Source organism: Amycolatopsis sp. NPDC026612, from assembly GCF_040638285.1.
Lineage (GTDB): Bacteria > Actinomycetota > Actinomycetes > Mycobacteriales > Pseudonocardiaceae > Amycolatopsis.
The window spans coordinates 1-26,786 of the sequence record NZ_JBEZYB010000097.1 but is presented as its reverse complement, the minus strand read 5'-3'; the positions used below and the strand labels follow the sequence as shown (position 1 = coordinate 26,786).

Here is a 26,786-nt window from a genome sequence, read left to right as displayed (position 1 = left end):
AAACCCAAATAAAAACTTTTGTTATGTGTTTCATCTGGCTTCTCTTACAAATAAATCGGGCCCCGGGGTCCTACACCCCCCCCCACGGCCACATTGGGGCGCTTCAGTGTCGGCCGGACGCCAGCCGGTAGGCGCCCACCGTCAGTTCCGCGCACGTGCGCCACGTGAAGTTCGCCGCGTGCGCGCGCCGCGAGGCTGACGTTGCCACCGCGTGCGGGTCCGTCACCGCTGTCCGCAGCGCTTCCGCCAGGCCGTCCACGTCGCCGTACGGGACCAGGCTGGCGCACTCGCCCGCCACCTCGCGCAGGGCCGGGATGTCCGTGCAGACCACCGGGACGTCCGAGGCCATCGCCTCCAGCACCGGCAGCCCGAACCCCTCGTCGCGCGAGGGCAGCACCAGCGCCGACGCGCCCGCCACCACCGTGCGCAGGTCCACATCGGACAGATAGCCGGTCTGGCTCCGCCGGGCACCGCGCGGAAAGGGGCCCGGCCCCGCGAACACCAGGTCCGGCAGGTCCGGTGCGGCGTCGTGCGTGCGGGTCAGCCAGTCCAGGCCCTTCCGCGGCCCCGCGGCCCCGGCGAACAGCAGGTACCGGGCGGGCAGCCCCAGCCGGGCCCGCCGCTCGTCGTCCGGGGGGCGCGCGGTGAACCACGCCGGGTTCACGCCCAGCGGCGTCACGACGATCTTTTCGCGGTCGACGTCCAGGCGGGTCGCCACCGCGTCCGCCACCGCCGCCGTCGGGGTGCAGATGACGTTCGCCCGGCGCGCGCCGCGGCGGACCAGCGTCGGGAGGTCACGGTCGCTCGGGGCGAGCTCCGCGGGATGGTCGAAGAAGGCCAGGTCGTGGATCGTCACCACCCCGGCCGCCCGGACCCGGCCCGGCAGCACGAAGTTCGTGCCGTGCACGACGTCGGTCGGCCCGGCGAACAGCTCCACCGGCGGGAAGTCCGACCGCAGCCACGCCATCCGCAGCAGCCGCGCCGCCACCGGCATCCCCCGGGCCTGCGCACCGTACGGGAGCACGTGCCGCAGCCGCCGCCAGCCGCGCAGCGTGAATGCCACGGCGCGCGTGTCGACCTCCGGGATCGACACCAGCTCTTCGATCAGCGCGGAGGTGTACCGGCCGATCCCGGTGCGCGAGCCGAGCAGCGGCGTGCCGTCGAGGAGGACGCTCAGGGACCTAGCCACGACGGAGCCGTTGCTTCGCGACCTTGATCGCCCGGCCACCCACGCGCCGCGCCAGCTCACCGGGCCCGCCCGCGTCGAGGTACTCGCGGATCAGGTCCACGTCCCGCCGCAGCATCGCCCGGCCGCGCACCGCCGGCGTCGTCACCAGGTCCGCCGCCCCGGGCAGCCGGTCGGCCGCCGGCCGCGGGTCGCGGCAGAACTCCACCAGCGGCTTCAGCGCTTCGGGCCAGGCGAACCGCTGGGCGACGACGGCGAGCCGCTCGACGCAGCCCGCGGCGAACTCCTCGTCGTACAGTGCCTTTTCGAGCGCGTCGGCCAACGCGGCGTCGTCTTCGGCCGGGACGACGACGCCGAGCTTCTCCGTTCGGACCAGATCGGCGAAGGCGTCGCCGTCGGTGGTGACGATGGGCAACCCCGCCCACAGGTAGTCGAGGACGCGGGTGCGGAACGCGAACGTCGTCTCGACGTGTTCGTAGTGCGTCGTGACGCCGCAGTTCGCGTCGAGCAGCCAGTTCTGGCGGTCGTGGTAGGGCACCCACTGCTCGTTGAAGTAGACGTGCTTGCCGGTCAGGCCCAGCGAATCGGCCAGCCGGATCGTCCGCGCGCCGATGTCCATCTCGGCGACCTCGGGGTTCGGGTGCTTCATACCGAGGAACACGAGCCGGACGTCGCCGCGGTTCCGCCGCAGCCGGTCGATCGCGCGGACGAGCGTCAACGGGTCGAACCAGCTGTACACCCCGCCCGCCCACAGCACGACGTGGTCGGTGCCGCCGATGCCCAGCGACGAGCGCAGCCCCGGCCCGGTGCGCACCGGCGGCTCCGGGGGCAGGCCGAAGGGGACGACCGCGAGCAGCGACTGCGTCGTCGGGTCGGCGTCGTAGAGGCGCGGGGAAAGCCGGCCCATCGCCGCGAGGTGGCCCAGCCAGAAGTGCCGCTGCCGCTCGGACGCGCAGAGGAAGAAGTCGCCGCGTTCGAGCTGCGCGTCCAGCACCTTCGTGACGCCGGCGAGGTCGGCCGCGCGCTTGTCGTCGGCGATGCCCTTGCCCTGCTCCAGCAGTTCGAGGTGCATCGGGTCGTACAGGTCGGCGACGACGATCTTGCCGCTGTGCTGCTTCTTCAGCGACGGCGCCAGTTCCAGCACGTGGCCCTGCAGGATGACGACGTCGGCCCAGGCGATCGGCGCGTCCAGCTCACGGTGCTTGCCCGCGCTGACCCGGAACGGCGCGGGCGGCGGCGTCGCGAGGGGGTTGGTCGTGACGAGGTGGACGTCGTGTTCGACGGCGAGGGCCAGCGCGATGTTCCAGGCGCGGATCGCCGGGCCCGCCATCCGCTCGGCGAGCGCGTCGCCGGTGAGCACCAGGATCTTCCGGCGCTGCCCGAACGCCTTCTCGATGCCGAACGCCTCGACGAGGATGTCGTGCGCGGCCAGGTAGCGCGGCAGCGGGTACGCGGGCTCCAACGCCTTGCGCAGCAACGGAAGCAGGTCGGCGTCGGTGCGGACGCGGGCGGCCTGCTCGATCGCCCGGGACTCCGCCAGCGACGGCAGCTGTTCGACGAACTGGTCGATCGCCAGCAGCCCGGCGAGCGTGGTGCGGGGGATGGCGACGTCGCCGGCTTCGATCGGGCCGACGCCCTGTTCGAGGTCGAGCTGGGTGGCGTCGAGCTCGCCGCGGGCGGTGGCCCGGCGCACGGCCAGTGCGAGCGCCGCGGGCAGCGCGCGGGCCAGGGTTTCGTCGGAGAGGTTCTTGTACAGCGCGGCCAGGGCGTTGCGCTCCAGCAGGAACGTCTCGCGGCCGGTTTCCGGTACGTCGACCGACGCCATCGTGCCGTGGTGGCGGTGGTAGGCGACCGACTCCGGGACGTACCGGACGCGCCAGCCGCGGAGGTTGAGCCGCCAGCCGAGGTCGACGTCCTCGTAGAACATGAAGAACCGCTCGTCGAAGCCGCCGAGCTCGGCGAACACGCTCGCGCGGACGAACAGCGCGGAGCCGGTGCCGAACAGGACGTCCTTCGCGACCTCGTGCTCGGCGGCCGGGACGTCGGCCAGCGGCGAGCCGGCGTGGCGCTTGTAGCCCATGCCGAACCAGGTCAGCCCGCCGTCGACGAAGTCGGTGCCGGTGCCGTCCCAGTCGAGGACCTTGCTGGCCACGGCGGCGACGCGGGGCTGGGCGCGCAGCTCGGCGACCGCGGCGGAGACCCAGCCGGGCGCCGGGCGGGCGTCGTTGTTGAGGAAGCCGAGGACCGTGCCCTTCGCGTGCTTCGCGCCGAGGTTGCAGCCGCCCGCGAAGCCGGTGTTGCGGCCGGCCTCGATCACGTGGGCTCCGGGGACGGCCTCGCGGATGCGCGCGGCGTCGTCCGAGGTGCCGGCCGAGTTGTCGACGCAGATCAGCTCGAGCCCGGGGTAGTCGTGCTCGGCGAGCGCGCGCAGGCAGGTGATCGTGTCGTCGGCGCCGTGGTAGTTCACCACGATCACGGAGACGAGCGGGTGCGGTTCCGCCTGCGCCAAAGCCAGCTCCTCGTCGTCGGGTCGAAGGGCAAGCTTAAAGGCCCGCCCACGCCTCCCAGACCGCGCCTCGGCCCAGCGCCGCGCGACGGCTGATCTTGCGGCGGGCCAGCAACGCGGCCGGTAACCGCGCGGCCACCTCGGCCAGCACCCGCCACCGCAGGCCCGGCCGGAAGTTCGCCGCGGCCGGACGGCCCGGCCGCAGCGGCAGCACGGCGGTCAGCGCCACGAACCCGACCAGCTGCCGGGCCGCAACCTCGCGGGGCGCGCAGCGGAGCAGCATCAGCAGCCGGTTGCGCTCGTTCCAGCGGTGGAACAGGGGTGAGCCCAGCTCGCTGCTGACGCCGTGGGCGTGCCGGACGCGGGCGTCCGGCACCGCGACGACGTCCCACCCGGCCAGCCGCAGCCGCCACGCCGTGTCGGTGTCCTCGTAGTAGCAGAAGAATCCGGCCGGGACGCCGTCCACGCTCTTCAGGGCGTCGGTGCGCAGCAGAGCCGCGCCGCCGCAGAAGCCGAACACTTCGCCGGCGGGCTCGGTGACGTCGGCGCCGTGGCCGTCGGCGGTCAACCGGACGCCGGCGGACTGCGTGGTGCCGTCGGGCCGCACGAGCAGCGAGGTCGCCGCGGCGGCCAGCGGCGCCTTCTCGAGCGCGTCCTCCAGCGTCGCGAGCCAGTCCGGCGCGGGTTCGGCGTCGTCGTTCAGCCACGCCATGAGCGGGGTCTCCACCCGGCCGGCCGCGACGGCGAGCGCTCCCGCGTAGCCGGTGTTGCGCGGCAGGCGGAGCACCCGCGGCCGCGACGGGTGGGCGGCGAGCAGGGCGGCGGTGCCGTCGCCGGAGGCGTTGTCGACCACGAGCGTCCGATGTGGACGCGTCTGCGCGGCCAGCGCGTCGAGGCAGGCCGTGATGTGCCCGGCACCCCGCCAGGTCACGACTACCACCGTGGTGGCGGGATTCGCGGTCACGTCCCGCACAATAGCCGCGTGCCCGAACTGGTCGTGCTCGCCGAGCAGCTCCTCGCGCCCGTGCCCGGTGGCACCGGGCGCTACACGGCCGAGCTGCTCCCCACGCTCGCGAAGACCGCGCCGCCGGGCTGGACGGTGTCCAGCGTCGTCGCGCGGCACGCCGACGTGGAAGCGGCGCGCGTGCCCGGCGTCGAAGGCCCCCGGGTGCTGCGGATCTCGCCGCGGGCGCTGGTCGCCGCGTGGCAGCTGGGCCTGCGCTGGTGGCCCGGCGGCGACGCGGTGCACGCGCCGACGCCGTTCGCGCCGCCGCGCGCCCCGGCCGGGCGGACCCTCAGCGTGACCGTGCACGACACCGTGCCGTGGACCCACCCCGAGACCCTCACCGCGCGCGGGGTGAGCTGGCACCGGTCGATGATCGCGCGGGCCGCGCGCCGGGCGTCCGGGCTCGTTGTGCCCACGCGGGCGGTCGCCGACGAGCTGGCGGTGCTCATCGACGTCGACGTCCCGGTGCGCGTGGTGCCGCACGGCGTGCGGGTGCCGTCCGGTTCGGCCGACCTGGACCTCCCGGACCGGTACGTGCTGGCCGTCGGCACGATCGAGCCGCGCAAGGGCATCGACGTGCTGGTCGACGCCGTCGCGGCGCTGGAGGGCACGGTGCTCGTGCTGGCCGGGCAGCCGGGCTGGGGCGGCATCGACCCGGTGGCGCTGGCGGCCGAGCGCGGCCTGCCGGCGGACCGGCTGCGTGTGCTGGGGAAGGTGACGGACGCCGAGCTGGCGACCGCGTTACGCCGGGCGAGCGTGCTGGCCGTGCCGAGCCTCGCCGAGGGGTTCGGGCTGGGCCTGCTGGAGGCGATGGCGGCCGGCGTCCCGGTGGTGCACACCGACGTCCCGGCGCTGACCGAAGTCGCGGGCGGTGCCGGGATCGTGGTGCCCCGCGGTGACGCGGCCGCGATGGCGAAGGCGCTGCGCGAGGTGCTGGGGTCGCCGTCGATGGCGGCGGGACTGGTCCGGGCGGGGCGGGAGCGCGCGAGGGGCTTCACCTGGCGTCGCGCGGCGGAAGCCGTCTGGGCGATCCACCGGCGGGTGCACGACTGAGGGCCGCGCACCGGCCTCACCTGCTCGGTTTGCCAGTTCCTCACCATGGCGAAGGGGCCCCGCCGTACCCTGCAGGGGTGAGCGATGACCCCCGGGTGCTGATCGACGCGACCGCGGTTCCCGCGGACCGCGGCGGGGTCGGCCGGTACGTCGATTCGCTCGTCGCCGCCCTCGACGCGGACGGAGCACCCATCACCGTCGTCTGCCAGCCGCGCGACCTGCAGCTTTACGATCGGCTGGCGCCGCGTTCGCGCGTCGTGCCCGCTTCGCCGGCGACGACCACCCGCACCGCCCGGCTGACCTGGGAACAGGCGACCCTGCCGCGGCTGGTGCGCCGCCTCGGCGCCGACGTCGTCCACTCACCGCACTACACGATGCCGCTCGCGACGTCGGCCGCGTCGGTCGTCACGCTGCACGACGCGACGTTCTTCACCGACGCCGTGCTGCACTCCTCGGTCAAGGCCCGGTTCTTCCGGGCGTGGACCGCGACCGCGCTGCGGCGCGCGACGCTGTGCGTGGTGCCCTCGGCGGCGACGGCCACGGAGCTGGCCCGCATCGGCACGGTGCGGCACGCGGGGTTGGAGATCATCCACCACGGCGTCGACACCGAGCGCTTCCACCCGCCGTCCCCCGCGGAGGTCGCGGCGGCGCGCGCGGCTGTCGGACTGGGGCGGACACCGTACGTGGCTTTCCTGGGTGCGCTGGAGCCGCGCAAGAACGTGCCGGCGCTGATCCGCGGGTTCGCCCGCGCGGTCGCCGGCCGCCCGGACGCCCCGGCGCTGGTGCTGGCCGGCCAGCCGGGGTGGGACACGCAGGTGGAGCGGGCACTGGACGCCGTCCCGCACCGGCTGCGCGTCATCCGGGCGGGTTACCTGCCGTTCGGCACGCTGGCGGGATTCTTGGGCGGCGCTTCGCTCGTCGCCTATCCGTCGCTGGGCGAGGGGTTCGGGCTGCCGGTCCTGGAGGCGATGGCGTGCGGCGCGTGCGTGCTGACCACGCGTCGGCTGTCACTGCCGGAGGTGGGCGGCGACGCGGTGGCGTACTGCGGCGTGGGAGCGGGCGACGTCGCGGCGGCGATCAGCGAGCTGCTGGCCGACCCGGGCCGCCGGGCCGAGCTGGCGACGGCGGCTCAGCAGCGCGCGAAGGAGTTTTCCTGGGCGACGACCGCCGAGCGGCACCGGGAGGCGTACGCCAAGGCCTGGTCCCGCCACCTCCGCACCCGCTGACGCCCGCCCGGCCGGACGGGTGGCGGGGTGGCGGGGTTGCGCTGGGTGACGAGTGGACAATGACCGGGTGACTGAGCCTTCCCGCTACGGCGACGAACTCGGCGTCGTGACCGTGACGTACTTCTCCGGCGACACCCTCGAGCGCTTTCTCGACACCCTCGAGAAGGCCACCGAGCGCGCGGTGCAGGTGGTCGTGGCCGACACCGTCTCCACCGACGGCGCCCCCGAGAAAGCCGCGAAGCGCGCCAACGTGCACCTGCTCAGCATCGGGGAGAACGTCGGGTACGGGACCGGCTGCAACCGCGGGGTCGCCGAACTGGACGACCGGTACGGCTGGATCGTCATCGCCAACCCGGACCTCGAATGGGAGCCCAGGTCGCTCGACGCGCTGCTCGACGCCGCGAAGCGGTGGCCGCGCGGGGGCGCCTTCGGGCCGCTGATCCACGAGCTCGACGGGACCGTCTACCCGTCCGCGCGGCTGCTGCCCTCCTTCGGCCGGGGGATCGGGCACGCCGCGTTCGGCAAGGTCTGGCCCGGCAACCCGTGGACCCGGCAGTACCGGCAGGAAACCGGCACACCCGCCGAGCGCGTCGCGGAGTGGCTGTCCGGTTCGTGCCTGCTGCTGCGCCGGGAGGCGTTCGAGTCCGTCGGCGGCTTCGACTCGCGGTACTTCATGTACTTCGAGGACGTCGACCTCGGCGACCGGCTGGGCAAGGCCGGCTGGCTGAACGTCTACGTGCCCTCCGCCGGTGTGATGCACCTCGGCGGGCACTCGACGTCGCAGGCGTCGAAGAAGATGCTCGCCGCCCACCACGCCAGCGCCTACCGCTACCTCGCCGACCGTCACCAGGGGTTCGCCTGGAAGCCGGTGCTGGCCGCCGTCAAGCTCGGCCTGGCGCTCCGGCTGAAGCTGGAGACCCGCTAGATCCCGTCGAGCCGGCGCGAAAGGTCGGACTTGCCGATGTTGTGCGTCACCGTCGGCACCAGGCCGGTGTCCTCCGGATCGGGCTCCTTCAGCGGGCTCGTGATCGGCTCGGCCTGGGGCCGGCGCGACAGCGGGGTCGGCATCGGCGTGGTCGGCGACGGCGTGCTCAGCGGCGTGGTCTGCTGCGGGCGGCGGCCGCCCGGGACCTCCAGCCGGCGGGTCGGCGACGAGCCGGCCAGCGGGTGGTCGTTCTCCTCGATCAGCGACGCCGGCAGCTGCGTGGTCGTGTCGGGATCCTGGCTGCGGTCGAGCCCGTCGATCTGCGCGCGCGGGATCTGCTGGGTGTTCGACGAGTCCATCGGTGACGTCGCGCTGTCGGGTGTCACGACGAACACACCCCGTGCTTGGGCTCGTGCGAGCAGGGCGTCCGCCCGATCGCGGGGGTCCATCCCCTCGGCCTCCCGACTGACCCGGGGCCCTCTGGGGAAAGGCCCGCCTGTTTCCTGTCTAGGGTAGGCCCTCGGGGCGACCTCCGTCAGGGTTTCCCGCGGCTTGTCGCTCAGCGGTGCGTGATAATAGAGGAGATTTCCGTGACGTCCGAGGTCCGAACCGACGCTGTCGACGCCGTCGTGCTGGTCGGGGGCAAGGGCACGCGCCTCCGGCCATTGACGCTGTCGGCGCCGAAGCCGATGCTCCCCACCGCGGGGACGCCGTACCTGAGTCACCTGTTCTCCCGCATCCGCGAGGCCGGCATCCGGCACGTGGTGCTCGGCACGAGCTACCGGGCGGAGGTGTTCGAGCAGTACTTCGGCGACGGCAAGTCGATCGGCCTCGAGCTCGAGTACGTGGTCGAGGAGGAGCCGCTCGACACCGCCGGTGCCATCCGGAACGTCTACGACAAGCTGCGCGCCGAGCAGGTGATCGTCTTCAACGGCGACATCCTCTCCGGCGCGGACCTCGGCGAGCAGCTGCAGGTGCACCGCGACTCCCGGGCCGACGTCACGCTGCACCTGCAGCGCGTGCCGGACCCGAGCCGGTTCGGGTCGGTGCCGACCGACGAGACCGGGCGGGTCCAGGCGTTCCTCGAGAAGACGCCGAACCCGCCGACCGACCAGATCAACGCCGGCTGCTACGTCTTCCGCCGCTCGGTGATCGAGGCCATCCCGGCGGGCCGCCGCGTGTCGGTCGAGCGCGAGACGTTCCCGCAGCTGCTGGAGCAGGGCGCGCACATCCAGGGCTTCGTCGACGCGTCCTACTGGCTGGACGTCGGCACGCCGGAAGCGTTCGTGCGCGGCTCCGCCGACCTCGTGCGGGGCCTGGCGCCGACGACGGCGCTGCCCGGCCGCCCCGGCGACTTCCTGGTGCTCGACGGCGCGTCGGTGGCGGAGGACGCCCAGCTGAGCGGGGGTTCGACGATCGGCGTCGCCGCCGTGGTCGGCTCGGGCGCGAAGATCGACGGCTCGGTCCTGTTCGACGGCGCGGCCGTCTCCGAGGGCGCGATCGTCGAACGCTCGGTGCTGGGGCACGGCGCGCGCGTCGGCGCCGGCGCTGTGCTGCGCGGCGTGGTGCTGGGCGACGGCGTGTCCGTCGGCGCCGGCTGCGAGCTCCTGGACGGCGCCCGCGTCTGGCCCGACGTCGTCCTGCCCGACGGATCCATCCGCTTCTCGAGCGACGCTTAGCCGATGTTCTGGCGTCCCGCGTTCGAGGTCGACCTGGGCCGGGTCCTGGGTCCGCTGAAGCGCGGCCGCGGGTCGCTCAACATCCTCACCGACGAGCGCGGCATCACCTGGCTCGCGTCGAACACCCCCGACGGCCCCGGAACGCTGGCGCTGCGCAGGTACCCCGATGGCCGCATCGAGGCCGCGGCCTGGGGCGACGGCAAGGACCGCCTGCTCAGCGGCGTCCCGGCGCTGCTCGGCGCGAACGACGACGACTCCGGCTTCGTCGCGCACCACGACGTCGTCGCGCGGGCTCGGCGCGCCAACCCGGGGCTGCGGCTCGGCGCGACCGGGGTGGTGTGGGACTGGCTGGTGCTCGCCGTGCTGGAGCAGAAGGTGACCGGCAAGGAAGCGATCCGGTCGTGGGCCGAGCTGTGCCGCCGGTTCGGTGCGGCGGCGCCCGGGCCGGGGCCGGAACGGCTGCGCGTGCCGCCGTCCCCGGCGGCCCTGCGGGCGCTGCCGGACTGGCACTGGCACCGCGCGGGCGTCGACATCAAGCGCCGGACGGCCCTGCTGAACGCGGCCCGGGTCGCGTCCCACCTGGAGCGGGCGGTGGAGCTGCGCGGGCTCCAGGGACGGCATTGGCTGCGCCAGGTACCGGGCATCGGCGTGTGGACGGCGGCGGAGATCGCCCAGCGCGCCTGGGGTGATCCGGACGCGGTGAGCTTCGGCGACTACAACATCCCGTCGATGGTCGGGAACGCCGTGCTGGGCACGAAACTCGACGACGCGGGGATGGCCGAGGTGCTGGCGCCGTACGCGCCGCAGCGGCAGCGGGCGGTGCGCTACCTCGAGGCGGCCGGGCACACGCGGCCTCGGTTCGGGCCGCGGATCGAGCTGCGCGACTACCGCGCGATGTGAGGCTCCCGGCTACTGCCGCGGGGGATAGCCGTCCGGCGGCGGCGGGTACGGCGGCTGCTGACCCGGGTAGCCCTGCTGCGGCGGGTAACCCGGCGGCGGGTAGCCCGGGTACTGCGGCGGGTACGGCGGGGGCGGCGGCTGCTTCGGCCTGCTCGCCTTGACGACGATCAGCACGACTCCGGCGATGCCCGCGAGGAACAGCAGGATGATCAGCAGTGACAGCACGCTCAACACAGTCAGTTCGGCCCCTCGTCGAGTGCGGCGCGGACGATCGACAGCGCTTCGGCGGTGTCGAGGCCGAGCCTGCGGGTGGTTTTGGCGTACTCGGCCGCGGCCTGCTGGGCGCGGCGGCGGCTCTGGTCGCCGGCCGCCGCCACGAAGCTGCCCGCGCGGCCGCGCGTCTCGATCAGTCCCGCTTCCTCGAGCTCGCGGTACGCCCGCGCCACCGTGTTCGGGGCGATGCCCAGGTCGGCCGCGAGCTGCCGGACCGTGGGCAGCTTCGTGCCGACGGCCAGGCTCCGGTCGTTGATCCGCGTCGCGAGCCCGGACCGGACCTGCTCGAACGGCGGGACCGGGGAGCTGCTGTCGAAGGGGACGATCACCAGCTCTGCGGACCCGCTCCCGGGCCCGGCAGCGGCTGCTGCGGGAACGACGGCCCCTGCGGCGCGTACTGCTGCGGCGCGGGTGGGTAGCCCGGCTGCTGCGCGAACCCCTGCGCAGGCGGGTACCCCGGCTGCGATGGCGAAGTCCCCGGCTGCGCGAATCCCTGCGATGGCGGCGAATAACCCTGCGGCGGCGCGAACCCCGGCGAAGGCGGCGCGAAACCTTGCTGCTGCGGCGCGAAACCCTGCTGCGGCGGGAAACCCGGGTTCGGCGGGAGCTGCCCGCCGTTCTTCATCGCTTCTTCGCGGCGCATCTTCGCCACCCGCACCGCCACCACGATCACGAACACGATGATCGCCAGGATCAGCAAACCGACGACGATGTAGCCGAACACCCCGTCGCCACCGCCACCGCCACCGGAATGGATGTGCACCCGCTCGGGGAACTGCGTAGCCATGTGGTCCCTCCCTGTCCGCGTCCCAGATTAGTGCCCGGCACCGACAGGAACGGCCGCTTTCACCAGATCAGCCAGATCTTCCGAGCCGGCTGGCAGCGCGTTCACCGGCCACCAGCGCAGGTCGTCGGACTCGGCGCTCCGCACCGGCGAAGCGCCCGGCGGGGCGTGCACCGCGAAGCGGACGTCGAAGTGCCGCGTCGGCACGCCCAGCGAGCACGTGATCGGGTGGACGTCCAGGTGGACCGGCTCCGCGGAAAGACGCAGCCCGTCGATGCCGGACTCCTCGGTGGCTTCCCGCAGCGCCGCCCCGGCCAGCGACGCGTCCGACGGCTCGCAGTGGCCGCCGAGCTGCAGCCACCGCCCGACCCGCGGGTGCAGCGTCAGCAGCACCCGGGTGCCGGTGTGGTCCAGCACCACCGCCGACGCCGTCACGTGCCCGGCCGCACAGGACCGCTGACAGCTGTCCTCCCGCGCGGCCAGGAAACCGAGGAACGCCTGCCGCAGCGACTCCTGGGAAGCCACGGCAGGCCGCCACGAATCGAGTGTCGCGACGGCGTCGGCGTGCAGGCTCACAGCTCCAGCAGTCCTTCCCCGGCCAGGGCCGGTCCCCGCGGGGCCGGCTCGGAAAGCGGGACGCCGATGGCGACCGAGCCCAGCGGCTGCCAGCGCTCGTCCAGGCCGAGGACCTCGCGGACGACGTCGGCGGCGAAGATCGTCGACCCGATCCAGCAGGAACCCAGGCCCTCGGCGGCCAGCGCGACCAGCAGACCCTGCACCGCGGCGCCGCCGGCGACGGTGAACATCTTCTTCTCGCAGTCGTTGCGCCGGTCGTCGTGGTAGGTGTGGGCGCCGTCCGGCACCAGGAACGGGATGACGACTTCCGGGGCGCGGTACAGGATGTCGCCCCGGCTGAGCCGCTTCGCGATCTGCTCCGGCGTGAAGTCGTCGCCGGTCAGGTCGGCCAGCCACGACTCGCGCATCGCGTCGAGCAGCTTCTTCCGGACGCCGGCGTCCCGCAGCCAGACGAACCGCACCGGGTGCGTGTGGTGCGGCGCGGGGGCGGTCAGCGCCGAGCCGACCGCCCGCCGGATCGAGGTGGGGGAGACCGGCTCGTCCGCGAACTGCCGCACCGACCGCCGGGCCGGGACGGCCTCGCGCCGCCCCTGCGCGATGGCTTCGTTGGTGCCCAGCCGGAAGAGGTCCTCCTCCAGCGGGCGGACCAGGTCCCGTGCCGACGAACCGTCGTCCTCGGGGAAGAACCCGCGCACGACCGCGACCGGCGTCCCGCCCAGCTTGCCCTTGACCAGGTCGGCGGCCGCGGCGAGTTCGTCGGCGACGGCGACCTCGGTGACGGCGAGCTCGTTGCCCTGCCCGTCGATCTGCCCGCGGTAGGCGTGCAGCACGCGCAGCCCGGACGAGCCGATGGCGGCGTCGGTCTGCCCGACCCGCCAGGCGCGGCCCATGGTGTCGGTGACGACGACGGCGACCTCGACGCCGAGCCGTTCCCGTAGCCCGTTGCGCAGCGCGAGCGCCGAAGCGTCCGGATCGGCGGGCAGCAGCGCGACCTCGTCACCGGCCACATTGGACGCGTCGATGCCGGACGCGGCCTGCACGATGCCGAGCGGGTTCTGCGTGATCACCGTGCGCGCGATCCGCGCGACGATCCGCACGGCCTCCTGCTCGACGAGCTTCCGGCGTTCGGCGTCGCGGGCTTCGGGGTCCGACGGCACGCGGACGAGCCTGCCCTCGGCCTTGGACACGATCTTGCTGGTCACCACCAGCACGTCGCCGGAGCGCAGCCACGGCGCGGCGGCCACGATCGCGCCGGTCAGGTCGTCGCCGGGCCGGAACTCCGGCAGTCCCGTGACGGGCAGGATCTCCAGCTTGGGGGAGGCGTGGTCATTCAACGGGGGCTCCAGCGAGGTCGAGGGCGGCGCGGGCCATCGCCGCGGTCGCGTCCACATCGGACATCAGCAGCGGCACGTCGCGGACGGTCACGCCCGGCACGTCGGCCGTCTCGCCGTCCGCGATCAGCCAGCCGTCGAGCACGCCGCCGTCCCGGCGGGAGCCGTAGTGCCGGCCCACCGCCTCCGCGGACGTCTCGACGCCGATCGCGGTCAGGCAGGCGTCGGCCATCCCGCGCAGCGCCTTGCCGCCGATGATCGGCGACACCCCGACGACACCCGCCGAGGTCTTGCGCAACGCGTCCCGGACGCCGGGCACGCCCAGCACGGTGCCCACCGAGACCACCGGGTTCGACGGCGCGAACAGCACGGCGTCGGCGCCGGAAATCGCCTCCAGCACGCCGGGCGCGGGCTTGGCCTCGTCGTTGCCGACCGCGACGATCGAGTGCGCCTTCGGCTCGGCGCGGTAGCGCACCCACCACTCCTGGAAGTGGACGGCCTTCTGCTGCCCGTCCTGCTCCGGGTCGTCGATCACGACGTGCGTCTCGACCCGGTCGTCGGACATCGGCAGCAGCCGGACACCCGGCTGCCAGCGGTCGCACAGGGCCTCGGTCACCGCCGACAGCGGGTAGCCCGCGCGCAGCATCCGCGACCGGATCAGGTGGGTGGCGATGTCCTTGTCGCCGAGGCCGAACCAGCTCGGCTCGGCACCGTAGGCCGCCAGCTCCTCCTTGACGACCCAGGTCTCGCCCGAGTGCCCCCAGCCGCGTTCGGAGTCGATCCCGCCGCCCAGGGTGTACATGCAGGTGTCCAGGTCCGGGCAGATCCGCAGCCCGTGCATCCAGACGTCGTCGCCGGTGTTGACCAGCGCCGTCACCTCGTGCGGAGACTCCGAAGCACCTTCCGGTGCCATGCCCAGTGCTGCCTTGACACCCAGCAGGAAGCGGGCCCCGCCCACTCCACCGACCACTACCACGATCTTCACGACGTCGAATCCTCGCACGAGCCGGGTGCAGGCACCCAGTACCGGTATCTGTGGTGCGGGGCGTAGCCGAGCCCCGCGTAGAGCGCGAGCGCGCCCGAGTTCCGCTCCGCCACCTGCAACACCGCGCGGTCCGCCCCGTGTTCCGCACCCCAGGTCTGCACGGCGCCCATCAGCGCCGACGCCAGCCCACGGCGGCGGAAAGCGGGGGTGACCTCGAGGCGCGCGACGTGCAGCCAGCCGTCGACCAGCGCGCCGCGGACGGCACCGGCGACGGCACCGTCGAGCGTCGCGACACCGTAGCCGACCTTCCCGCCGGCCAGGACCTGCCGCGCGGCGGGGGAGTCCTCGCCGGCGCGCAGCGTGAGTCCCCACCAGCCGACCCCCGGCTCGTCCGCCACTTTCACGTGAAAGCGACCACCTGGGGGCGGAGCTTTCACGTGAAAGTGCCGCTTCGTGAGGACGGCGACTTCGTGCCCGGCGCCGTGCCCGGTCGCCGGTACCCAGCCGGCGGCCGCGATCGCTCGTTCGTTCGGGCTGTCCCGGACCACCTGGACCATCGGGGCGGTCCCCCTATCGTGGGCGAAGTCACACGCCGCTTCCAGGGCGTCGCCGACCGGGTGGCCGGCGTCCCCGACGGCGAGTGCGCTGTTCGCACGGCCGGTGAACCCGCCCGCCCAGCGCAGAGACCACTCACCTAGGGGTTTCACCACCAGTGGTGGCCATGCTCTGCTGCACGTGAGTTCGAGCCGTTCGGGGGCGTTCACCGCTAGATTGTGACGGAGGCGGTGAGAGTCGCGGGAGCGGATTACTTCAGGAGGTGCCCGTGGGTATCCAGCGCAAGGACGAGCGGCACAGCGAGAAGGTCGTCGACGAGATCGCCGAAGGGTTCAACCGAGCTGTGGGGGAGAAGAAGACCGAAAGTGACACGGACGAAGCACCCAAGCCGCGCTTCGTCATCACCGGCGACGCCCGGGCCACCCCGGGCCCGCGCCGCCGGCCGAAGTGAGCGCCATACCCCGGGTATGGCTAAGGCTTGCCTCACCGACCGAACGGGTGCCCGAACCGCGTAGTGTCGGCACCGACTGGCTGTTTGCAGAGAAAAGCAGGAGTGCGCAGTGACCTACGTGATCGCCGAGCCCTGCGTCGACGTGCTCGACAAGGCGTGTATCGACGAGTGCCCCGTGGACTGCATCTACGAGGGCGAGCGGATGCTGTACATCCACCCGGACGAGTGCGTCGACTGCGGCGCCTGCGAGCCGGTCTGCCCGGTCGAGGCGATCTACTACGAGGACGACGTCCCGGACACCTGGTCGGACTACACCAAGGCCAACGTCGACTTCTTCGACGAGCTGGGCTCGCCCGGCGGCGCGTCCAAGGTCGGCAAGACGGCCCACGACCCGGCCTTCATCAAGGCGCTGCCCCCGCAGGGCGAATGAGCCCGGTCGCGCTGCCCGACTTCCCCTGGGATTCGCTCGCCGAGGTCAAGGCCACGGCGCAGGCGCATCCCGGCGGGGTCGTCGACCTCTCCATCGGCACCCCGGTCGACCCGGTCCCGGCCGGCATCCGCGAGGCGCTCGCGTCGGTCTCGGAGATCCCCGGGTACCCGACCACGCACGGCATCCCGGCCCTCCGGGAAGCCGCGCGCGGGGCGCTCGCGCGGCGCCACGGTGTCGACGGCATCGAGCCGGACGCCGTGCTGCCGACGATCGGGTCCAAGGAAGCCGTGGCCTGGCTGCCGCGGCTGCTCGGCTTCGGTCCCGGCGACGTCGTCGTCATCCCGGAGCTGGCCTACCCGACGTACGAGGTCGGTGCGCTGCTGGCGGGCGCGTCGATCCTGCGGACCGACGGCCTGACCGCGCTCGGGCCGCAGAAGCCGGCGATGATCTGGCTGAATTCGCCGTCCAACCCGACCGGCCAGGTGCTGCCCGTCGAGCACCTGCGCAAGGTCGTCGAGTGGGCCCGCGAGCGGGACGTCGTCGTGGTTTCGGACGAGTGCTACCTGGCGCTGGGCTGGGAGACCGATCCGCTGTCGGTGCTGCACCCGGGCGTCTGCGACGGCCGGACCGACGGGCTGATCGCGGTGCACTCGCTGTCGAAGTCGGCGAACCTGGCCAGCTACCGCGCCGGGTTCCTGACCGGTGACCCGCGCCTGATCAAGCAGCTGCTGGAAATCCGCAAGCACGCGGGCATGATCGTGCCGCGCCCGGTCCAGGAGGCGATGGTCGCCGCGCTGACCGACGACGAGGCCCTGCACGTCCAGCGCGAGCGCTACGCGCGCCGCCGGCTCGTCCTGCGCAAAGCGTTGCTGGACAACGGCTTCCGCATCGACCACTCCGAAGCGGGGCTCTACCTCTGGGCCACCAGGGACGAGGACGCGCAGACCACGCTCGGCTGGCTCGCCGAGCGCGGGATCCTGGTCGCGCCGGGGACGTTCTACGGCCCGAAGGGCGGCAAGCACGTCCGGGTCGCGCTGACCGCGACGGACGAGCGCGTCGACGCCGCCGTGGAGCGGCTGACTCAGTAGTCCCGGCCGGTGAGCCCCCGGTAGACGAACCGGGTCAGCAGCTCGACCGCCTCGTCGTCGGTCGGTGGCGTCCAGTCCGGCGGTGAGCCGTGCAGCCACGTCGCCGCGAAGGCGTCGACGAGGTTGTACATCAGCATCCCGCAGCGGTCCGGCGTCGTGGGCAGCTTCAGCCCGGCGCGGGTGATGTGCGCGAGGTGGTCGTCCAGGTCGGCGGCCTGGGACGCGCCGAACTGCGCGAGCGTGCGCGCGAACGACTCGCTGACCATCGCCGCCTGGCGCAGCGCCAGCATGGTCGCGGCGTTCTCCCGGTAGAAGGTCCAGTACTGCCGGACGTGCCAGCGCACGGCCGCCGGGTCGCTGAAGTCGGTCAGGTGGTCCTCGCTGTCGGCGCTCTCGTCGCCGGACGCCGCGATGTCGGCCATGAGCGCTTCGAGCAGCTCTTCCTTGCCCGCGAAGTGGTTGTAGAACGACCCCGCGGCCCGGCCCGCCTCGGCGGTGATGTCGGTGATCTTCGTGTTCAGGTAGCCCTTCCGGGCGAACACGCGCTTGGCCGCGGCCTTGAGCGCGACCTCGGTCTCCGCGGCTTTTTCCTTGCGGCTCGTCGCCGTCATCGCCACCTCCCTTGACACGGGACGCTAGCAGCGTCATTCTGAATTTAGATTCACTGAATTCAAATTCATCGAGAGGGCGACATGGACACACGGGTGCTGATCGCGGGAGCGGGACCGACCGGGCTGACGCTGGCCATCGAGCTGGCGCGGCGGGACGTCGCCGTGCGGATCATCGACAAGGCCGAGACGTACTTCGTGGGCTCGCGAGGCGACGGGTTGCAGCCGCGCACGCTGGAGGTGTTCGAGGACCTGGGCGTGCTCGACGCGGTGCTGGCCGCGGGCATGGCCCCGGTGCCGATGAAGATCCACCTCGGCGGCGAGGTGGTGGGTGAGCGGATGATGTTCGACCCGGTCGAGCCGACGCCGTCGCGGCCGTACGCGACCGGCTGGTTCCTGGGCCAGTCGCAGACCGAGGGGATCCTGCGCGACCGGCTGGCCGAGTTCGGCGTGCGCGTCGAGCTCGCGACCGCGCTCACCGGCTTCGACCAGGACGCCGACGGCGTCACGGCGACGCTGAGCACGGGGGAGACCGTCCGCGCTGAGTACCTGGTCGGCGCGGACGGCGGCAAGAGCTTCGTGCGCAAGGCGCTGAGGATCGCGTTCGAGGGCACGACCGACGAGTCGATCCGGATGCTGCTCGGCGACGTCCGGGCCGACGAACTCGACCGGAACTACGGCCACTGGTTCGCGACCCCGGACGAGCCGATGAGCGGCATGTCGTTCAGCCCGCTGCCGGGCACGCCGCACTTCCAGTTCGGCGCGGCGCTCGGCGACGGCGAGACCGACGTCGAGACGGCGTTGCCGGCGGTCCAGTCCCGGCTCGACGCGGTGAGCGGCGGCACGGTCAAGCTGACCGACCTGGCCTGGTCGACGGTGTGGCGGCCGAACGTCCGCCTGGCGGCCCGCTTCCGCGACGGCCGGGTGTTCCTGGCCGGCGACGCGGCGCACGTCCACCCGCCGACGGGCGGGCAGGGGCTGAACACCGGCGTCCAGGACGGCTACAACCTGGGCTGGAAGCTCGCGGACGGGGCACCGGAGCTGCTGGACAGCTACGAAACCGAGCGGCGGACGGTTGCGGCCAGGGTGCTCGGGGTGACGGCCGGGATCCTGCAGAAGTACGTCGACGGGGACGACGACGCCCACCACCGCGGCGAGGAGACGAACCAGCTGAACATCACCTACCGCGGCGGCCCGCTGTCACCGGCCGGGACGGGCGGGCTGCAGCCGGGCGACCGCGCGCCGGACGCCCCGCTGGCCGACGCGAACGGCAAGCGGGTGCGGCTGTTCGAGCTGTTCCGCGGCCCGCACGCGACGGAGCTGCTGTTCGGGGCGGGCGAGACGCCGGGGTACCGGATCCTGCCGGCGGGGAGCGTGGCGACGGGAACGGACCTGGTCGACGAAGGCGGCCACGCGTACGCGGCGTACGAAGCCGAAGCTGGGCGGCGGGTGCTCATCCGGCCGGACGGGTACGTCTGGTCGATCTCCGGCTCGTGAGTGGTAACGAGGGTTAGAACCCGAATTACCACTCACGACCGGTCAGGCGTGGAGGGCTTGGGCGGCCGCGTCGACCGCCGCCCAGGAATCCCGCCAGGTTGCGCGGGCCTCGGCCCGGCGGCCCAGCTCGCGCTCGGCGATCCGGCCGGCGACGAAGCCGACCTCGGCGTCCGCCACCTCCAGCACCGTGCGCATCCGCTCGGCCGCGAGCACCGCGTCCTGGTGGTCGCCCAGCACCGTCTGGAAGTCCTTCGTCGCCTTGAGCAGCTTCTTGATCCGCGCGACCTGCTTCTTCTTCGCCGACGTCTGGGCCAGCTCGGCGGCGTAGCGCAGCTTCTTGCCGTGGATGCGCAGGGCGTGCAGGTCGTCGTCCGGCGGGTCGGCGGGCAGGGCGCGGACGGCCTTGGCGAGCTTGCGGTGCGGCTTCGCCAGCCCGGCGATCAGGTCGTGCGGCTTCTCCGCCGCCGCGCCCGGCGAGCCGTCGCGCGCCAGGAGGCTGACCTCCCGCAGCAGCGTCGAGTAGCGGGCGCTCGACAGCGCCCGGGTCAGCCGCCGTTTCGCCGCGGTGCGTTCGCTGACGAACTTCGACACGAGACGGCGCCCGGGCGCCTGGTCGCGGACCTCGAAATCCGCGATGACCTCGCGCAGGTGCCCGATCAGGACGTCGAAGTCGCGCACCTCGCCGAGCGACTGGCCGAGCCAGCCCAGCTCCGCGCGCACTGGTTCGGCGCCGTCGCCGACCAGCTCGCCGGACAGCTTCAGCACGCTGCGCATCCGCCGCAGGGCGACGCGCATCTGGTGCAGGTCCTCGGGGTCCACGCCGGAGCGCGTGCCCGGCTCGTACGCGAGCAGCGCGCGGATCTCCCGGTCGAGCTTGGCCCGCACGTGGTGGGCCGCCGGGTCGGCCGGGCGCGCTTCGACCGGCGCGTCCGGCAGGCCCAGCTCAGCCGGGGTGGGCGGGCGGCGAGGCAACGATCCGGTGGTCACCCCTGGATGGTAGGCGACCGATCGCCCTCAGTCGTTGGCGTGCAGCGCCGCGTTCAGCTCGACCCCGGCGCCGGTCCGCGGCACGACCTCGACCGCGCCGGTCGCCGAGTTGCGGCGGAACACCGCGCCCGAGATGCCGTTGAGCTCGCGGGCCTTGACGACCTTGCCCTCGACGACGACCTTCGTGCCCGCCGTCACGTACAGCCCCGCCTCGACGACCGAGTCGTCGCCCAGCGAGATCCCGACGCCGCCGTTCGCGCCGATCAGGCAGCGCTCGCCGAGGGAAATCGTCTCCTTGCCGCCGCCCGAGAGCGTCCCCATGATCGACGCGCCGCCGCCGACGTCCGAGCCGTCGCCGACGACCACACCGGCCGAGATCCGGCCCTCGACCATCGACGCGCCGAGCGTGCCGGCGTTGAAGTTGACGAAGCCCTCGTGCATCACGGTCGTGCCGGACGCCAGGTGCGCGCCGAGCCGGACGCGGTCGGCGTCCCCGATCCGCACACCCGAAGGCAGGACGTAGTCGACCATGCGCGGGAACTTGTCGACGCTGTAGACGGTCACCGGGCCGCGCGCCCGCAGCCGCAGCCGGGTCGCCTCGAAGCCCTCGGCCGGGCACGGGCCGTGGTTGGTCCACACGACGTTCGCCAGCAGGCCGAACATGCCGTCGAGGTTCTGGCCGTGCGGCCGGACCAGCCGGTGCGAGAGCAGGTGCAGCCGCAGGTACATGTCGTGCGTGTCGGCCGGGGCGTCGGCCAGCCTGCCGATCGTGGTGCGGACGGCGACGACCTCGACCCCGCGGCCGGCGTCCGGGCCGAGCAGTGCCGCGGCGGCCTCGCCGAGGACCTCGCCGGCCTCGTCCGCGCTCAGGCGTTCGGTGCCGGCGGTGCCGTTCTCGATCAGCTTCGGGTGCGGGTACCAGGTGTCGAGGACCGTCCCGTCGGTCGCGACGGTGGCCAGCCCGACGCCGCTGGCGCCGGTCGTTTCGGGGTTCGGGCTCTGCTCGCTCACGGCCCTCACCGTAGTGGAGTGACGCGGATCAACCACTCGTGGGCCGGGCGTCTACCTGCTTCTTCAGCCCCGAAAGGGCGGCGGCGATGTCGACCAGCGCCTGCGTGCAGGGGCCACCGGCGGCGGGGACGGTCGTGCAGCCCGCGCCGCGGAACGCCCCGACGGCCTGCTCCAGCTTGCCGGCTTCGGTGACCAGCTGCGGATCGCGGTCGGCCGCGCGCTTGCGGGCCGCACCCGGCACGTTGGCGACCTCGGTGACGTACTTCTCGCAGCCCTTCGGCAGCTGGGTGCGCGGGCTCCCGTAGCACTGGTCCACGGTCAGCGCGTCCAGCTTCGTCGGGAGCGCGTCCGGGCCGGGCTCGCCTGCCTGCGGCTTCGGTGCCGGCCCGGCTTCGGTCCCGCAGCCGGACAGCACCAGGACCAGCAACGCGCCGCCCATGGCGACCGGAAACCTACGCACACCCCCACGGTAGCGTGCGAGGCATGAGTCTCGACCTGCACGCCGACCCCGTGGACCTGACAGCGGCGCTGGTGGACATCTTCAGCGTGTCCGGCGCCGAGGCCGAGATCGCCACCGCGGTGCAGGACGCGCTGCGGGCGCAGGCGCCGCACCTCGAGGTCGTCCGCAACGGTGACGCCGTCCTCGCGCGGACGAACCTCGGCCGCGGGTCGCGGGTCGTGCTCGCCGGGCACCTGGACACCGTGCCGGAGAACGGCAACCTGCCTTCGCGGCGCGAAGGCTCCGGTGCCGAAGAGGTCCTGCACGGCCTCGGCACGGTCGACATGAAGGGCGGCGACGCGGTCTTCCTGCACCTCGCCGCGACGCTGCCGGAGCCGAAGCACGACGTCACCTTCGTCTTCTACGACAACGAAGAGGTCGAAGCGGTCAAGAACGGCCTCGGCCGGATCGAGCGCGAGCTGCCGGAGTGGCTGGCCGGTGACCTGGCGATCGTCGGTGAGCCGTCGAACGCCGTGATCGAAGCCGGCTGCCAGGGCACCATGCGCGTCGAACTGCGCTGCACCGGGACGCGCGCGCACACCGCGCGGGCCTGGATGGGGGAGAACGCGATCCACGCGCTCGCGGAGCCGCTGCGGCGGCTGGCGGAGTACACGCCGCGGATCGTGGACATCGACGGGCTGACCTACCGCGAAGGCCTCCAGGCCACGAAGGTCGACGGCGGCGTGGCCGGCAACGTCGTCCCGGACGCGGCGGTGCTGACGGTCAACCACCGGTTCGCCCCGGATCGTGACGCGGCGGCGGCCGCGCGTCACCTGCGGGAGGTGTTCGACGGTTTCGCACTGTCCGTTGTGGACCTTTCGCCGGGTGCGCTGCCGGGCCTGGCCGCCCCGGCGGCGGCGGAACTGGTGGCGGCGGCGGGTGGCCGTGCGGCGGCGAAGCTGGGCTGGACCGACGTCGCGCGGTTCGCGGCGCGGGGCATGCCGGCGGTGAACTTCGGCCCGGGCAACCCGACGCTGGCGCACACGAAGCAGGAGCACGTCCGGACCACGGAGATCCGCCAGGTCACCGAGGTGCTCCGCACGCTCCTGAGCTGAGTTCTCCGGTGCCGGCCGGGCGGATAGTGGCGGTCGTCACACTCGTGGGCGCTGAGCTGCGGTGACGCTCCGCCACCGCAGGTCACCGAAACTTTTCCCGGCTGCGGCCCGTATGTCGTGGTGACGCCGCACCCCGGGAGGACCCATGCCGAAAACCGCGAGACGGGCCACGGCCGCAGCCGTGCTCGCCCTGGCGGTGTGCGGGGCCGTGGCCGCCTGTGAGAGGCAGCCCGTCGCCGCGCCGGCAGCCGGTCCGGTCCTCACGGACATCGGTGACGCCACTTCGATCGCGCCGCCGCCTGCCGAACGGGAGCCCGTGGCGCAGGCCGCGCCGGTCGAGGTCGCCATCACCTTCCCGCAGACCGGGTCCGGTCAGTGGATGTTCACCCCGGGCAGCGACGAGGTGGCCGGCACCCGGGGCAGGCTGCTGCGCTACCGGATCGCCGTGGAGACCGACATCGACGGCGTCGGACCGGCGGACTTCGCCCGCAGCATCCGCGCCATCCTCGGCGACCCGCGCGGCTGGACCGCCGGCGGCCAGTGGCGGCTGCAGCAGGCCGGGCCGGGCGACGGCGCCGACTTCACGATCTACCTGGCGACGCCGGCCAGCCGCGACAAGCTCTGCGGCGGCACACCGGACGGCTACACCTCGTGCCGCAACGGCAGCAACGTCGTGCTCAACGTCGCCCGCTGGGCCAACGCCGTGCCGGGCTACGGCGCACCGCTCGAGGTCTACCGGCAGTACATGGTGACCCACGAGACCGGGCACCGGCTGGGGCAGGGCCACGAGCTGTGCCCCGGCGCGGGCCGGCCCGCGCCGGTGATGGAGCAGCAGACGCTCGGGCTCCACGGCTGCGTCCCGAACCCGTGGCCGTTCCCGGACGGGCGCGAGTACGCGGGCCCGCCGGGCGAGTACGACGACCCGATCCCGGCGGGCGACTCCTGACCGCTGACGGCCTGACCGCTGACGGCCGGTCAGCGGCCCTGCAGGGACTTGACGTTGGTGCCGAACGTCCAGCCCTTCGAGCCGTCCCAGTTGATCGACCAGTCCATCAGGCCCTTCAGGCCCGGGACCGAGCGCCAGGCCTGGGAAACCAGGCTCGGCGACAGGTACCCGCCGCCCGCCCCGGGCTGGGCGGGCAGGCCGGGGACCTGCTTGTCGTAGGGGACGCGGATCGTCGTGCCCTGCACGACCAGGCCCTGGTTCAGGCACTGCGTCTGCACGGTGAAGCCCTGCACGGTCCCGGCCTGGTACGAATCGCCGGAGCAGCCGTACATGCTTCCGTTGTAGTACTGCATGTTCAGCCACCACAGCCGGCCGTTGTCCGCGTACTTCTTGATGATCGGCAGGTACGCGCCCCAGATGGAGCCGTAGGTGATGCTGCCGCCGGTCACGTACGCGGTTTCGGGCGCCATCGTCAGCCCGAAGCCGGCCGGCATCCGCGCGAGCACGCCGTCGATGATGCGGATCAGGTTGGCCTGCGACGCCGAGAGCGTCTTGATGCTGCCGCTGTTCGTCAGCCCGGTCTCGATGTCGATGTCGATCCCGTCGAAGTTGTTCTGCTGGAGGATCGGCACGACCGTGGCGACGAACCGGTCGGCCACCGCCGCCGACGACAGGTCGATCCCGGCGGCCGCGCCGCCGATGGACAGCAGGATCGTCGCGCCCGCGGCCTTCGCCGCGCACATTTCGGCGGGTGTCGGCACCTTCACGCCGGCGTCCATCCCGTTCTCCCACAGCACCGTGCCGTCGGAGCGTATCACCGGGAACGCGGCGTTGACGACGTTGTAGCCGTGCTGCGCCATCCGGCTGTCGGTGATCGGGATCCAGCCCAGGCCGGGGTGGACGCCGTTCGCGGCGCCGTCCCAGTTCTCCCAGTACCCCTGGAGGACCTTGCCGGCGCGCACAGCGGGACGGCCAGGAGAGCGGCCAGAAGGGTTCCGAGCCAACGGTTTTTCATACCGGCTCCCATCGTCGTTGAAGGGCGAACGCGGCGTGTCCGCCCAACATAAGCGCCGCGGGGAACCGGTGACTACCTACGAACGGGTGGTGGTCTAGACAAATTGCCGGGGCGCCACTTTCACGTGAAAGTGGCGTTTTTTGGTGTTCTAGAGGGTGAGGGTCCAGGAGGTGAGGTAGCCGGTGTCGGCGGGGCCGACGTCTTTGATCTGGAGTTTCCAGGTGCCGTTGGCGGCTTCCGAAGAGGCGTTGACGGTGTAGGTGGCGGTGCGCTCGGTGACGACGACCTCGTAGGCCAGCTTCGGGCTCGCCCCGCCCAGCACCACCTTCTCCGGGGTGCTCACACTGTCCACAGTGGCCAGTTGAGCGCGCGCGGTGGCGGCGGCCCGGGCGGCGGCTTCCGGAGCGGCGGGCTGTGCTGCGGACGCTGCGCTCGCCGGGGTCACCGGTAACGCGAGCGTCATGGCGAACCCGGCGGCGGCCGCCAAGCCCGTGCTGAACCCACGATGGGTCATCGAGGTCTTCCTTCCATGAAGGCAGAATCGAGGTCCGGTAAGGGAAAGGGGGAGACGTGTCCGGGGTGTCAACAGCAGGTATGCGTCCGGACGCATCCGAGTAAAGGATCGGCGGATCGGGGCGTCAATGCGCCGAACGGACCAACGGCACGTTCCGGACTATCGAATCAATTCGTACAAACCCCGCCGCAGCAGGGGATTCTCCCCACGTTTCGCGCCGGACCGACTTTCGTAGGGATTGCCGGCGACACCATCCGAACGCCGGACGATCTCGATCATCGGGATTCGTTAGTACCGCTTAGGAATCGGTTCAGCCGGCTTCCGCGCCCAGCGCGATCAGCCCGTTGCGCAGCACGTCCGCCGCCTCCGCCCGGTTCCCGGTCTCGGCGAGCAGCTCGCTCAACGGCCGCAGCGCGCGGATCAGCACCCCGCGGGCACCCAGCGCGGTGGCGAGCTCGACGGCGGCCCGCAGGTCCGCCGCCGCGCGCCGGGCGTCACCGCGGGCCCTGGCCAGCGAACCCAGCTGCAGCCGCAGCTCCGCGGCCAGCGCCGTGCCCGCCAGGTGCCGGCCGGCGCGGACCTGCTCGAGCAGCGCCGACGCCGTCTCCAGCCGGCCCGCCGCGAGGTACTCCCCGGCGAGCTCGACGGTGATGGCCGGGACGTCGTCCGGCCACGCCGTCTCCCGCGCCGCCCCGAGGTCGGCCAGTGCCCCTTCGGCGTCCCCTGACCGGCCGCGGACCCGGGCCCTGGCCAGCAGGCAGTAAGCCATCGCCGGGTGCAGGGCCCGTTCCTGCATCAGGTCGTAGGCCGCGGCGACCGACGCGGCGGCGTCGGCGAACCGGTCCGCCGCCAGGTGGCTGCGGCACACCTCGACGTGGCTGCGGGTCAGCTCCGCCAGCACCGCCGGGCCGCCGCGGCTGAGCCGCAACGCCGAGCCGGCGTACTCGGCCGCCCGCTCCAGGTCGCCCTGGCACAGGTGCCGCTCGGCCAGGCAGGCGCGCAGCGTCAGCAGCATCGACGGCTGCGGGTAGCCGTCGCGCAGCAGCTCGGCGTGGCAGGTTTCCAGCAGGTGCACCGAATACTGCACCTCGCCCCAGGCGGTCAGCACCGCCGCGCGCAGCGGCACGACCATCGCCCGCACCGGCGGCGGCTCACCCGACAGGGCCGTTTCGGCGTCCGCGACGTACTTCGTGCGGACGTCACCGGTCGAGTACCCGGCCAGCCACAGCAGCGCGATCCCGGCCTGCCGCGGCCGGTCCAGGCGTTCGGCGCGGCGCCGGATCCGCTGCATCCGCGGGGTCGCGCGGCGGGCGTCGCCGGCCAGGAACCGGTCCGCCGTCTCGATCAGCTCGAGGTCGAGCTCGATGAGCTCGCGCGGGGACCGGCCGCCCAGCAGCTCGTCGGGGTCGACGCCGAGCTGCTGGGCGAAGAACCGCAGCGCGTCCCCCGACGGCGTCCGCGCGCCGGTCTCGACCGACGACACGTACGCCGCGGAGTACTGCGGTCCGGCGAGCTGGCGCTGCGTGAGGCCGCGTTCGGTGCGCAGCTCACGCAGGCGTTCGCCGACGGTCTCGCTCACGCAGGTGCCTTTCCGCCGGGAGTGTCCAGGGTAAGCCGCGCGGGGGGGGGTTCCCCCCCCCCGCGGCCCCCCACAGCACGCGCCGGCGGGGCGCCAGACCGCCCCCCCACCGCGCGGCGCG

The 26,786-nt window shown here is 73.1% G+C and carries 28 protein-coding genes and 1 pseudogene; 11 read left to right on the top strand and 18 right to left on the bottom strand.

Going from position 1 to position 26,786, the window contains the following annotated elements; genetic code table 11:
* Window positions 1-103: 103 nt before the first annotated feature.
* Genes AB0F15_RS40225 through AB0F15_RS40215 form a run of 3 tightly spaced genes read right to left on the bottom strand, consistent with a single transcriptional unit; the run spans window position 104 to window position 4,665 of the window.
* On the bottom strand, window positions 104-1,189 hold the full coding sequence (locus AB0F15_RS40225) for a glycosyltransferase family 1 protein (protein WP_360282278.1): 1,086 nt from the start codon (window positions 1,187-1,189) through the stop codon (window positions 104-106).
* Window positions 1,182-3,695: a glycosyltransferase gene (locus tag AB0F15_RS40220; protein WP_360282276.1), complete on the bottom strand. Its 2,514-nt coding sequence runs from the start codon at window positions 3,693-3,695 to the stop codon at window positions 1,182-1,184. Before AB0F15_RS40220 ends, AB0F15_RS40225 begins: the two co-directional genes overlap by 8 nt.
* A gap of 34 nt (window positions 3,696-3,729) precedes the next feature.
* Complete coding sequence (locus AB0F15_RS40215; RefSeq protein ID WP_360282274.1) at window positions 3,730-4,665, bottom strand: glycosyltransferase family 2 protein; 936 nt, start codon at window positions 4,663-4,665, stop codon at window positions 3,730-3,732.
* Between the two features lie 9 nt (window positions 4,666-4,674).
* Here AB0F15_RS40215 and AB0F15_RS40210 point away from each other — a divergent pair, with 9 nt between their 5' ends.
* The 3 genes from AB0F15_RS40210 (at window position 4,675) to AB0F15_RS40200 (ending at window position 7,902) form a co-directional block, all read left to right on the top strand.
* Window positions 4,675-5,751, top strand: a complete 1,077-nt coding sequence (locus AB0F15_RS40210; protein WP_360282272.1) for a glycosyltransferase family 1 protein — start codon at window positions 4,675-4,677, stop codon at window positions 5,749-5,751.
* A gap of 95 nt (window positions 5,752-5,846) precedes the next feature.
* Complete coding sequence (locus AB0F15_RS40205; protein WP_360282280.1) at window positions 5,847-6,977, top strand: glycosyltransferase family 1 protein; 1,131 nt, start codon at window positions 5,847-5,849, stop codon at window positions 6,975-6,977.
* 67 nt (window positions 6,978-7,044) lie between these two features.
* Window positions 7,045-7,902 carry a glycosyltransferase family 2 protein gene (locus tag AB0F15_RS40200; protein ID WP_360282270.1) on the top strand — a complete coding sequence of 286 codons (858 nt, stop codon included), beginning with the start codon at window positions 7,045-7,047 and terminating at the stop codon, window positions 7,900-7,902.
* On the opposite strand, the gene AB0F15_RS40195 is transcribed toward AB0F15_RS40200, so the two are convergent.
* The gene (locus AB0F15_RS40195) at window positions 7,899-8,351 is read right to left on the bottom strand and encodes a hypothetical protein (protein ID WP_360282268.1); all 453 of its coding nucleotides are present in this window, start codon (window positions 8,349-8,351) and stop codon (window positions 7,899-7,901) included. The two genes, AB0F15_RS40200 and AB0F15_RS40195, sit on opposite strands and share 4 nt — an antisense overlap.
* A 141-nt stretch (window positions 8,352-8,492) precedes the next feature.
* Between AB0F15_RS40195 and AB0F15_RS40190 the strand changes: the two genes are divergently transcribed.
* Both AB0F15_RS40190 and AB0F15_RS40185 read left to right on the top strand, forming a co-directional pair.
* A complete protein-coding gene (locus tag AB0F15_RS40190) occupies window positions 8,493-9,581 on the top strand; it encodes an NDP-sugar synthase (protein WP_360282266.1) in 1,089 nt (362 codons plus the stop codon).
* A 3-nt stretch (window positions 9,582-9,584) separates the two neighbouring features.
* Window positions 9,585-10,481 carry a DNA-3-methyladenine glycosylase 2 family protein gene (locus tag AB0F15_RS40185; RefSeq protein ID WP_360282264.1) on the top strand — a complete coding sequence of 299 codons (897 nt, stop codon included), beginning with the start codon at window positions 9,585-9,587 and terminating at the stop codon, window positions 10,479-10,481.
* A gap of 9 nt (window positions 10,482-10,490) precedes the next feature.
* On the opposite strand, the gene AB0F15_RS40180 is transcribed toward AB0F15_RS40185, so the two are convergent.
* Genes AB0F15_RS40180 through AB0F15_RS40150 form a run of 7 tightly spaced genes read right to left on the bottom strand, consistent with a single transcriptional unit; the run spans window position 10,491 to window position 15,194 of the window.
* Entirely contained in the window at window positions 10,491-10,706 is a 216-nt protein-coding gene (locus AB0F15_RS40180) for a hypothetical protein (protein WP_360282262.1), read from the bottom strand.
* An 11-nt stretch (window positions 10,707-10,717) separates the two neighbouring features.
* Window positions 10,718-11,083 carry a GntR family transcriptional regulator gene (locus AB0F15_RS40175; RefSeq protein ID WP_360282260.1) on the bottom strand — a complete coding sequence of 122 codons (366 nt, stop codon included), beginning with the start codon at window positions 11,081-11,083 and terminating at the stop codon, window positions 10,718-10,720.
* Window positions 11,080-11,541, bottom strand: coding sequence for a hypothetical protein (locus tag AB0F15_RS40170; protein ID WP_360282258.1), 462 nt, complete (start codon window positions 11,539-11,541; stop codon window positions 11,080-11,082). The genes AB0F15_RS40175 and AB0F15_RS40170 overlap by 4 nt, the downstream gene beginning before the upstream one ends.
* A 27-nt stretch (window positions 11,542-11,568) precedes the next feature.
* Window positions 11,569-12,114, bottom strand: a complete 546-nt coding sequence (locus AB0F15_RS40165; protein ID WP_360282256.1) for an NUDIX hydrolase — start codon at window positions 12,112-12,114, stop codon at window positions 11,569-11,571.
* Window positions 12,111-13,448 carry a coenzyme F420-0:L-glutamate ligase gene (locus AB0F15_RS40160; RefSeq protein WP_360282254.1) on the bottom strand — a complete coding sequence of 446 codons (1,338 nt, stop codon included), beginning with the start codon at window positions 13,446-13,448 and terminating at the stop codon, window positions 12,111-12,113. Before AB0F15_RS40160 ends, AB0F15_RS40165 begins: the two co-directional genes overlap by 4 nt.
* Window positions 13,441-14,430, bottom strand: a complete 990-nt coding sequence (gene cofD / locus AB0F15_RS40155; RefSeq protein WP_360282252.1) for a 2-phospho-L-lactate transferase — start codon at window positions 14,428-14,430, stop codon at window positions 13,441-13,443. Before cofD ends, AB0F15_RS40160 begins: the two co-directional genes overlap by 8 nt.
* Window positions 14,427-15,194 carry a GNAT family N-acetyltransferase gene (locus AB0F15_RS40150; protein WP_360282250.1) on the bottom strand — a complete coding sequence of 256 codons (768 nt, stop codon included), beginning with the start codon at window positions 15,192-15,194 and terminating at the stop codon, window positions 14,427-14,429. Before AB0F15_RS40150 ends, cofD begins: the two co-directional genes overlap by 4 nt.
* A gap of 59 nt (window positions 15,195-15,253) precedes the next feature.
* On the opposite strand from AB0F15_RS40150, the gene AB0F15_RS40145 reads away from it, so the two are divergent.
* The 3 genes from AB0F15_RS40145 to dapC all read left to right on the top strand — a co-directional run bounded on the left by AB0F15_RS40145 (window position 15,254) and on the right by dapC (window position 16,954).
* Window positions 15,254-15,436 (top strand): hypothetical protein, encoded by a 183-nt coding sequence (locus AB0F15_RS40145; protein WP_360282248.1) that lies wholly within the window; start codon window positions 15,254-15,256, stop codon window positions 15,434-15,436.
* Between the two features lie 109 nt (window positions 15,437-15,545).
* Window positions 15,546-15,866 carry a ferredoxin gene (gene fdxA, locus AB0F15_RS40140; protein ID WP_103344199.1) on the top strand — a complete coding sequence of 107 codons (321 nt, stop codon included), beginning with the start codon at window positions 15,546-15,548 and terminating at the stop codon, window positions 15,864-15,866.
* Window positions 15,863-16,954: a succinyldiaminopimelate transaminase gene (dapC, locus tag AB0F15_RS40135; RefSeq protein WP_360282246.1), complete on the top strand. Its 1,092-nt coding sequence runs from the start codon at window positions 15,863-15,865 to the stop codon at window positions 16,952-16,954. Before fdxA ends, dapC begins: the two co-directional genes overlap by 4 nt.
* Here dapC and AB0F15_RS40130 read toward each other — a convergent pair.
* Window positions 16,948-17,565, bottom strand: coding sequence for a TetR/AcrR family transcriptional regulator (locus tag AB0F15_RS40130; RefSeq protein ID WP_360282244.1), 618 nt, complete (start codon window positions 17,563-17,565; stop codon window positions 16,948-16,950). The two genes, dapC and AB0F15_RS40130, sit on opposite strands and share 7 nt — an antisense overlap.
* A gap of 81 nt (window positions 17,566-17,646) precedes the next feature.
* Here AB0F15_RS40130 and AB0F15_RS40125 point away from each other — a divergent pair, with 81 nt between their 5' ends.
* Window positions 17,647-19,059 carry an FAD-dependent monooxygenase gene (locus AB0F15_RS40125; RefSeq protein ID WP_360282242.1) on the top strand — a complete coding sequence of 471 codons (1,413 nt, stop codon included), beginning with the start codon at window positions 17,647-17,649 and terminating at the stop codon, window positions 19,057-19,059.
* 42 nt (window positions 19,060-19,101) lie between these two features.
* On the opposite strand, the gene AB0F15_RS40120 is transcribed toward AB0F15_RS40125, so the two are convergent.
* The 3 genes from AB0F15_RS40120 to AB0F15_RS40110 are packed head-to-tail and all read right to left on the bottom strand — an operon-like array spanning window position 19,102 to window position 21,517.
* Window positions 19,102-20,046 (bottom strand): CHAD domain-containing protein, encoded by a 945-nt coding sequence (locus tag AB0F15_RS40120; protein ID WP_360282240.1) that lies wholly within the window; start codon window positions 20,044-20,046, stop codon window positions 19,102-19,104.
* A 27-nt stretch (window positions 20,047-20,073) separates the two neighbouring features.
* Complete coding sequence (gene dapD, locus AB0F15_RS40115) at window positions 20,074-21,057, bottom strand: 2,3,4,5-tetrahydropyridine-2,6-dicarboxylate N-succinyltransferase (protein ID WP_360282238.1); 984 nt, start codon at window positions 21,055-21,057, stop codon at window positions 20,074-20,076.
* Between the two features lie 28 nt (window positions 21,058-21,085).
* Complete coding sequence (locus AB0F15_RS40110) at window positions 21,086-21,517, bottom strand: hypothetical protein (RefSeq protein ID WP_360282236.1); 432 nt, start codon at window positions 21,515-21,517, stop codon at window positions 21,086-21,088.
* Between the two features lie 23 nt (window positions 21,518-21,540).
* Between AB0F15_RS40110 and dapE the strand changes: the two genes are divergently transcribed.
* Both dapE and AB0F15_RS40100 read left to right on the top strand, forming a co-directional pair.
* Window positions 21,541-22,611, top strand: coding sequence for a succinyl-diaminopimelate desuccinylase (dapE, locus tag AB0F15_RS40105; protein ID WP_360282234.1), 1,071 nt, complete (start codon window positions 21,541-21,543; stop codon window positions 22,609-22,611).
* A 145-nt stretch (window positions 22,612-22,756) separates the two neighbouring features.
* Window positions 22,757-23,557 (top strand): DUF3152 domain-containing protein, encoded by an 801-nt coding sequence (locus AB0F15_RS40100; protein WP_360282232.1) that lies wholly within the window; start codon window positions 22,757-22,759, stop codon window positions 23,555-23,557.
* A 29-nt stretch (window positions 23,558-23,586) separates the two neighbouring features.
* Here the strand turns inward: AB0F15_RS40100 and AB0F15_RS40095 are convergent, their stop codons facing one another.
* The 3 genes and pseudogenes from AB0F15_RS40095 to AB0F15_RS40085 form a co-directional block, all read right to left on the bottom strand.
* The gene (locus AB0F15_RS40095) at window positions 23,587-24,519 is read right to left on the bottom strand and encodes a chitinase (RefSeq protein WP_360282230.1); all 933 of its coding nucleotides are present in this window, start codon (window positions 24,517-24,519) and stop codon (window positions 23,587-23,589) included.
* Window positions 24,520-24,720: 201 nt separating this feature from the next.
* Window positions 24,721-24,834 (bottom strand): annotated as a pseudogene (locus AB0F15_RS40090) (proprotein convertase P-domain-containing protein); the annotation flags it as partial.
* Window positions 24,835-25,396: 562 nt separating this feature from the next.
* Window positions 25,397-26,665, bottom strand: coding sequence for a helix-turn-helix domain-containing protein (locus tag AB0F15_RS40085; protein WP_360282228.1), 1,269 nt, complete (start codon window positions 26,663-26,665; stop codon window positions 25,397-25,399).
* Window positions 26,666-26,786: the final 121 nt, after the last annotated feature.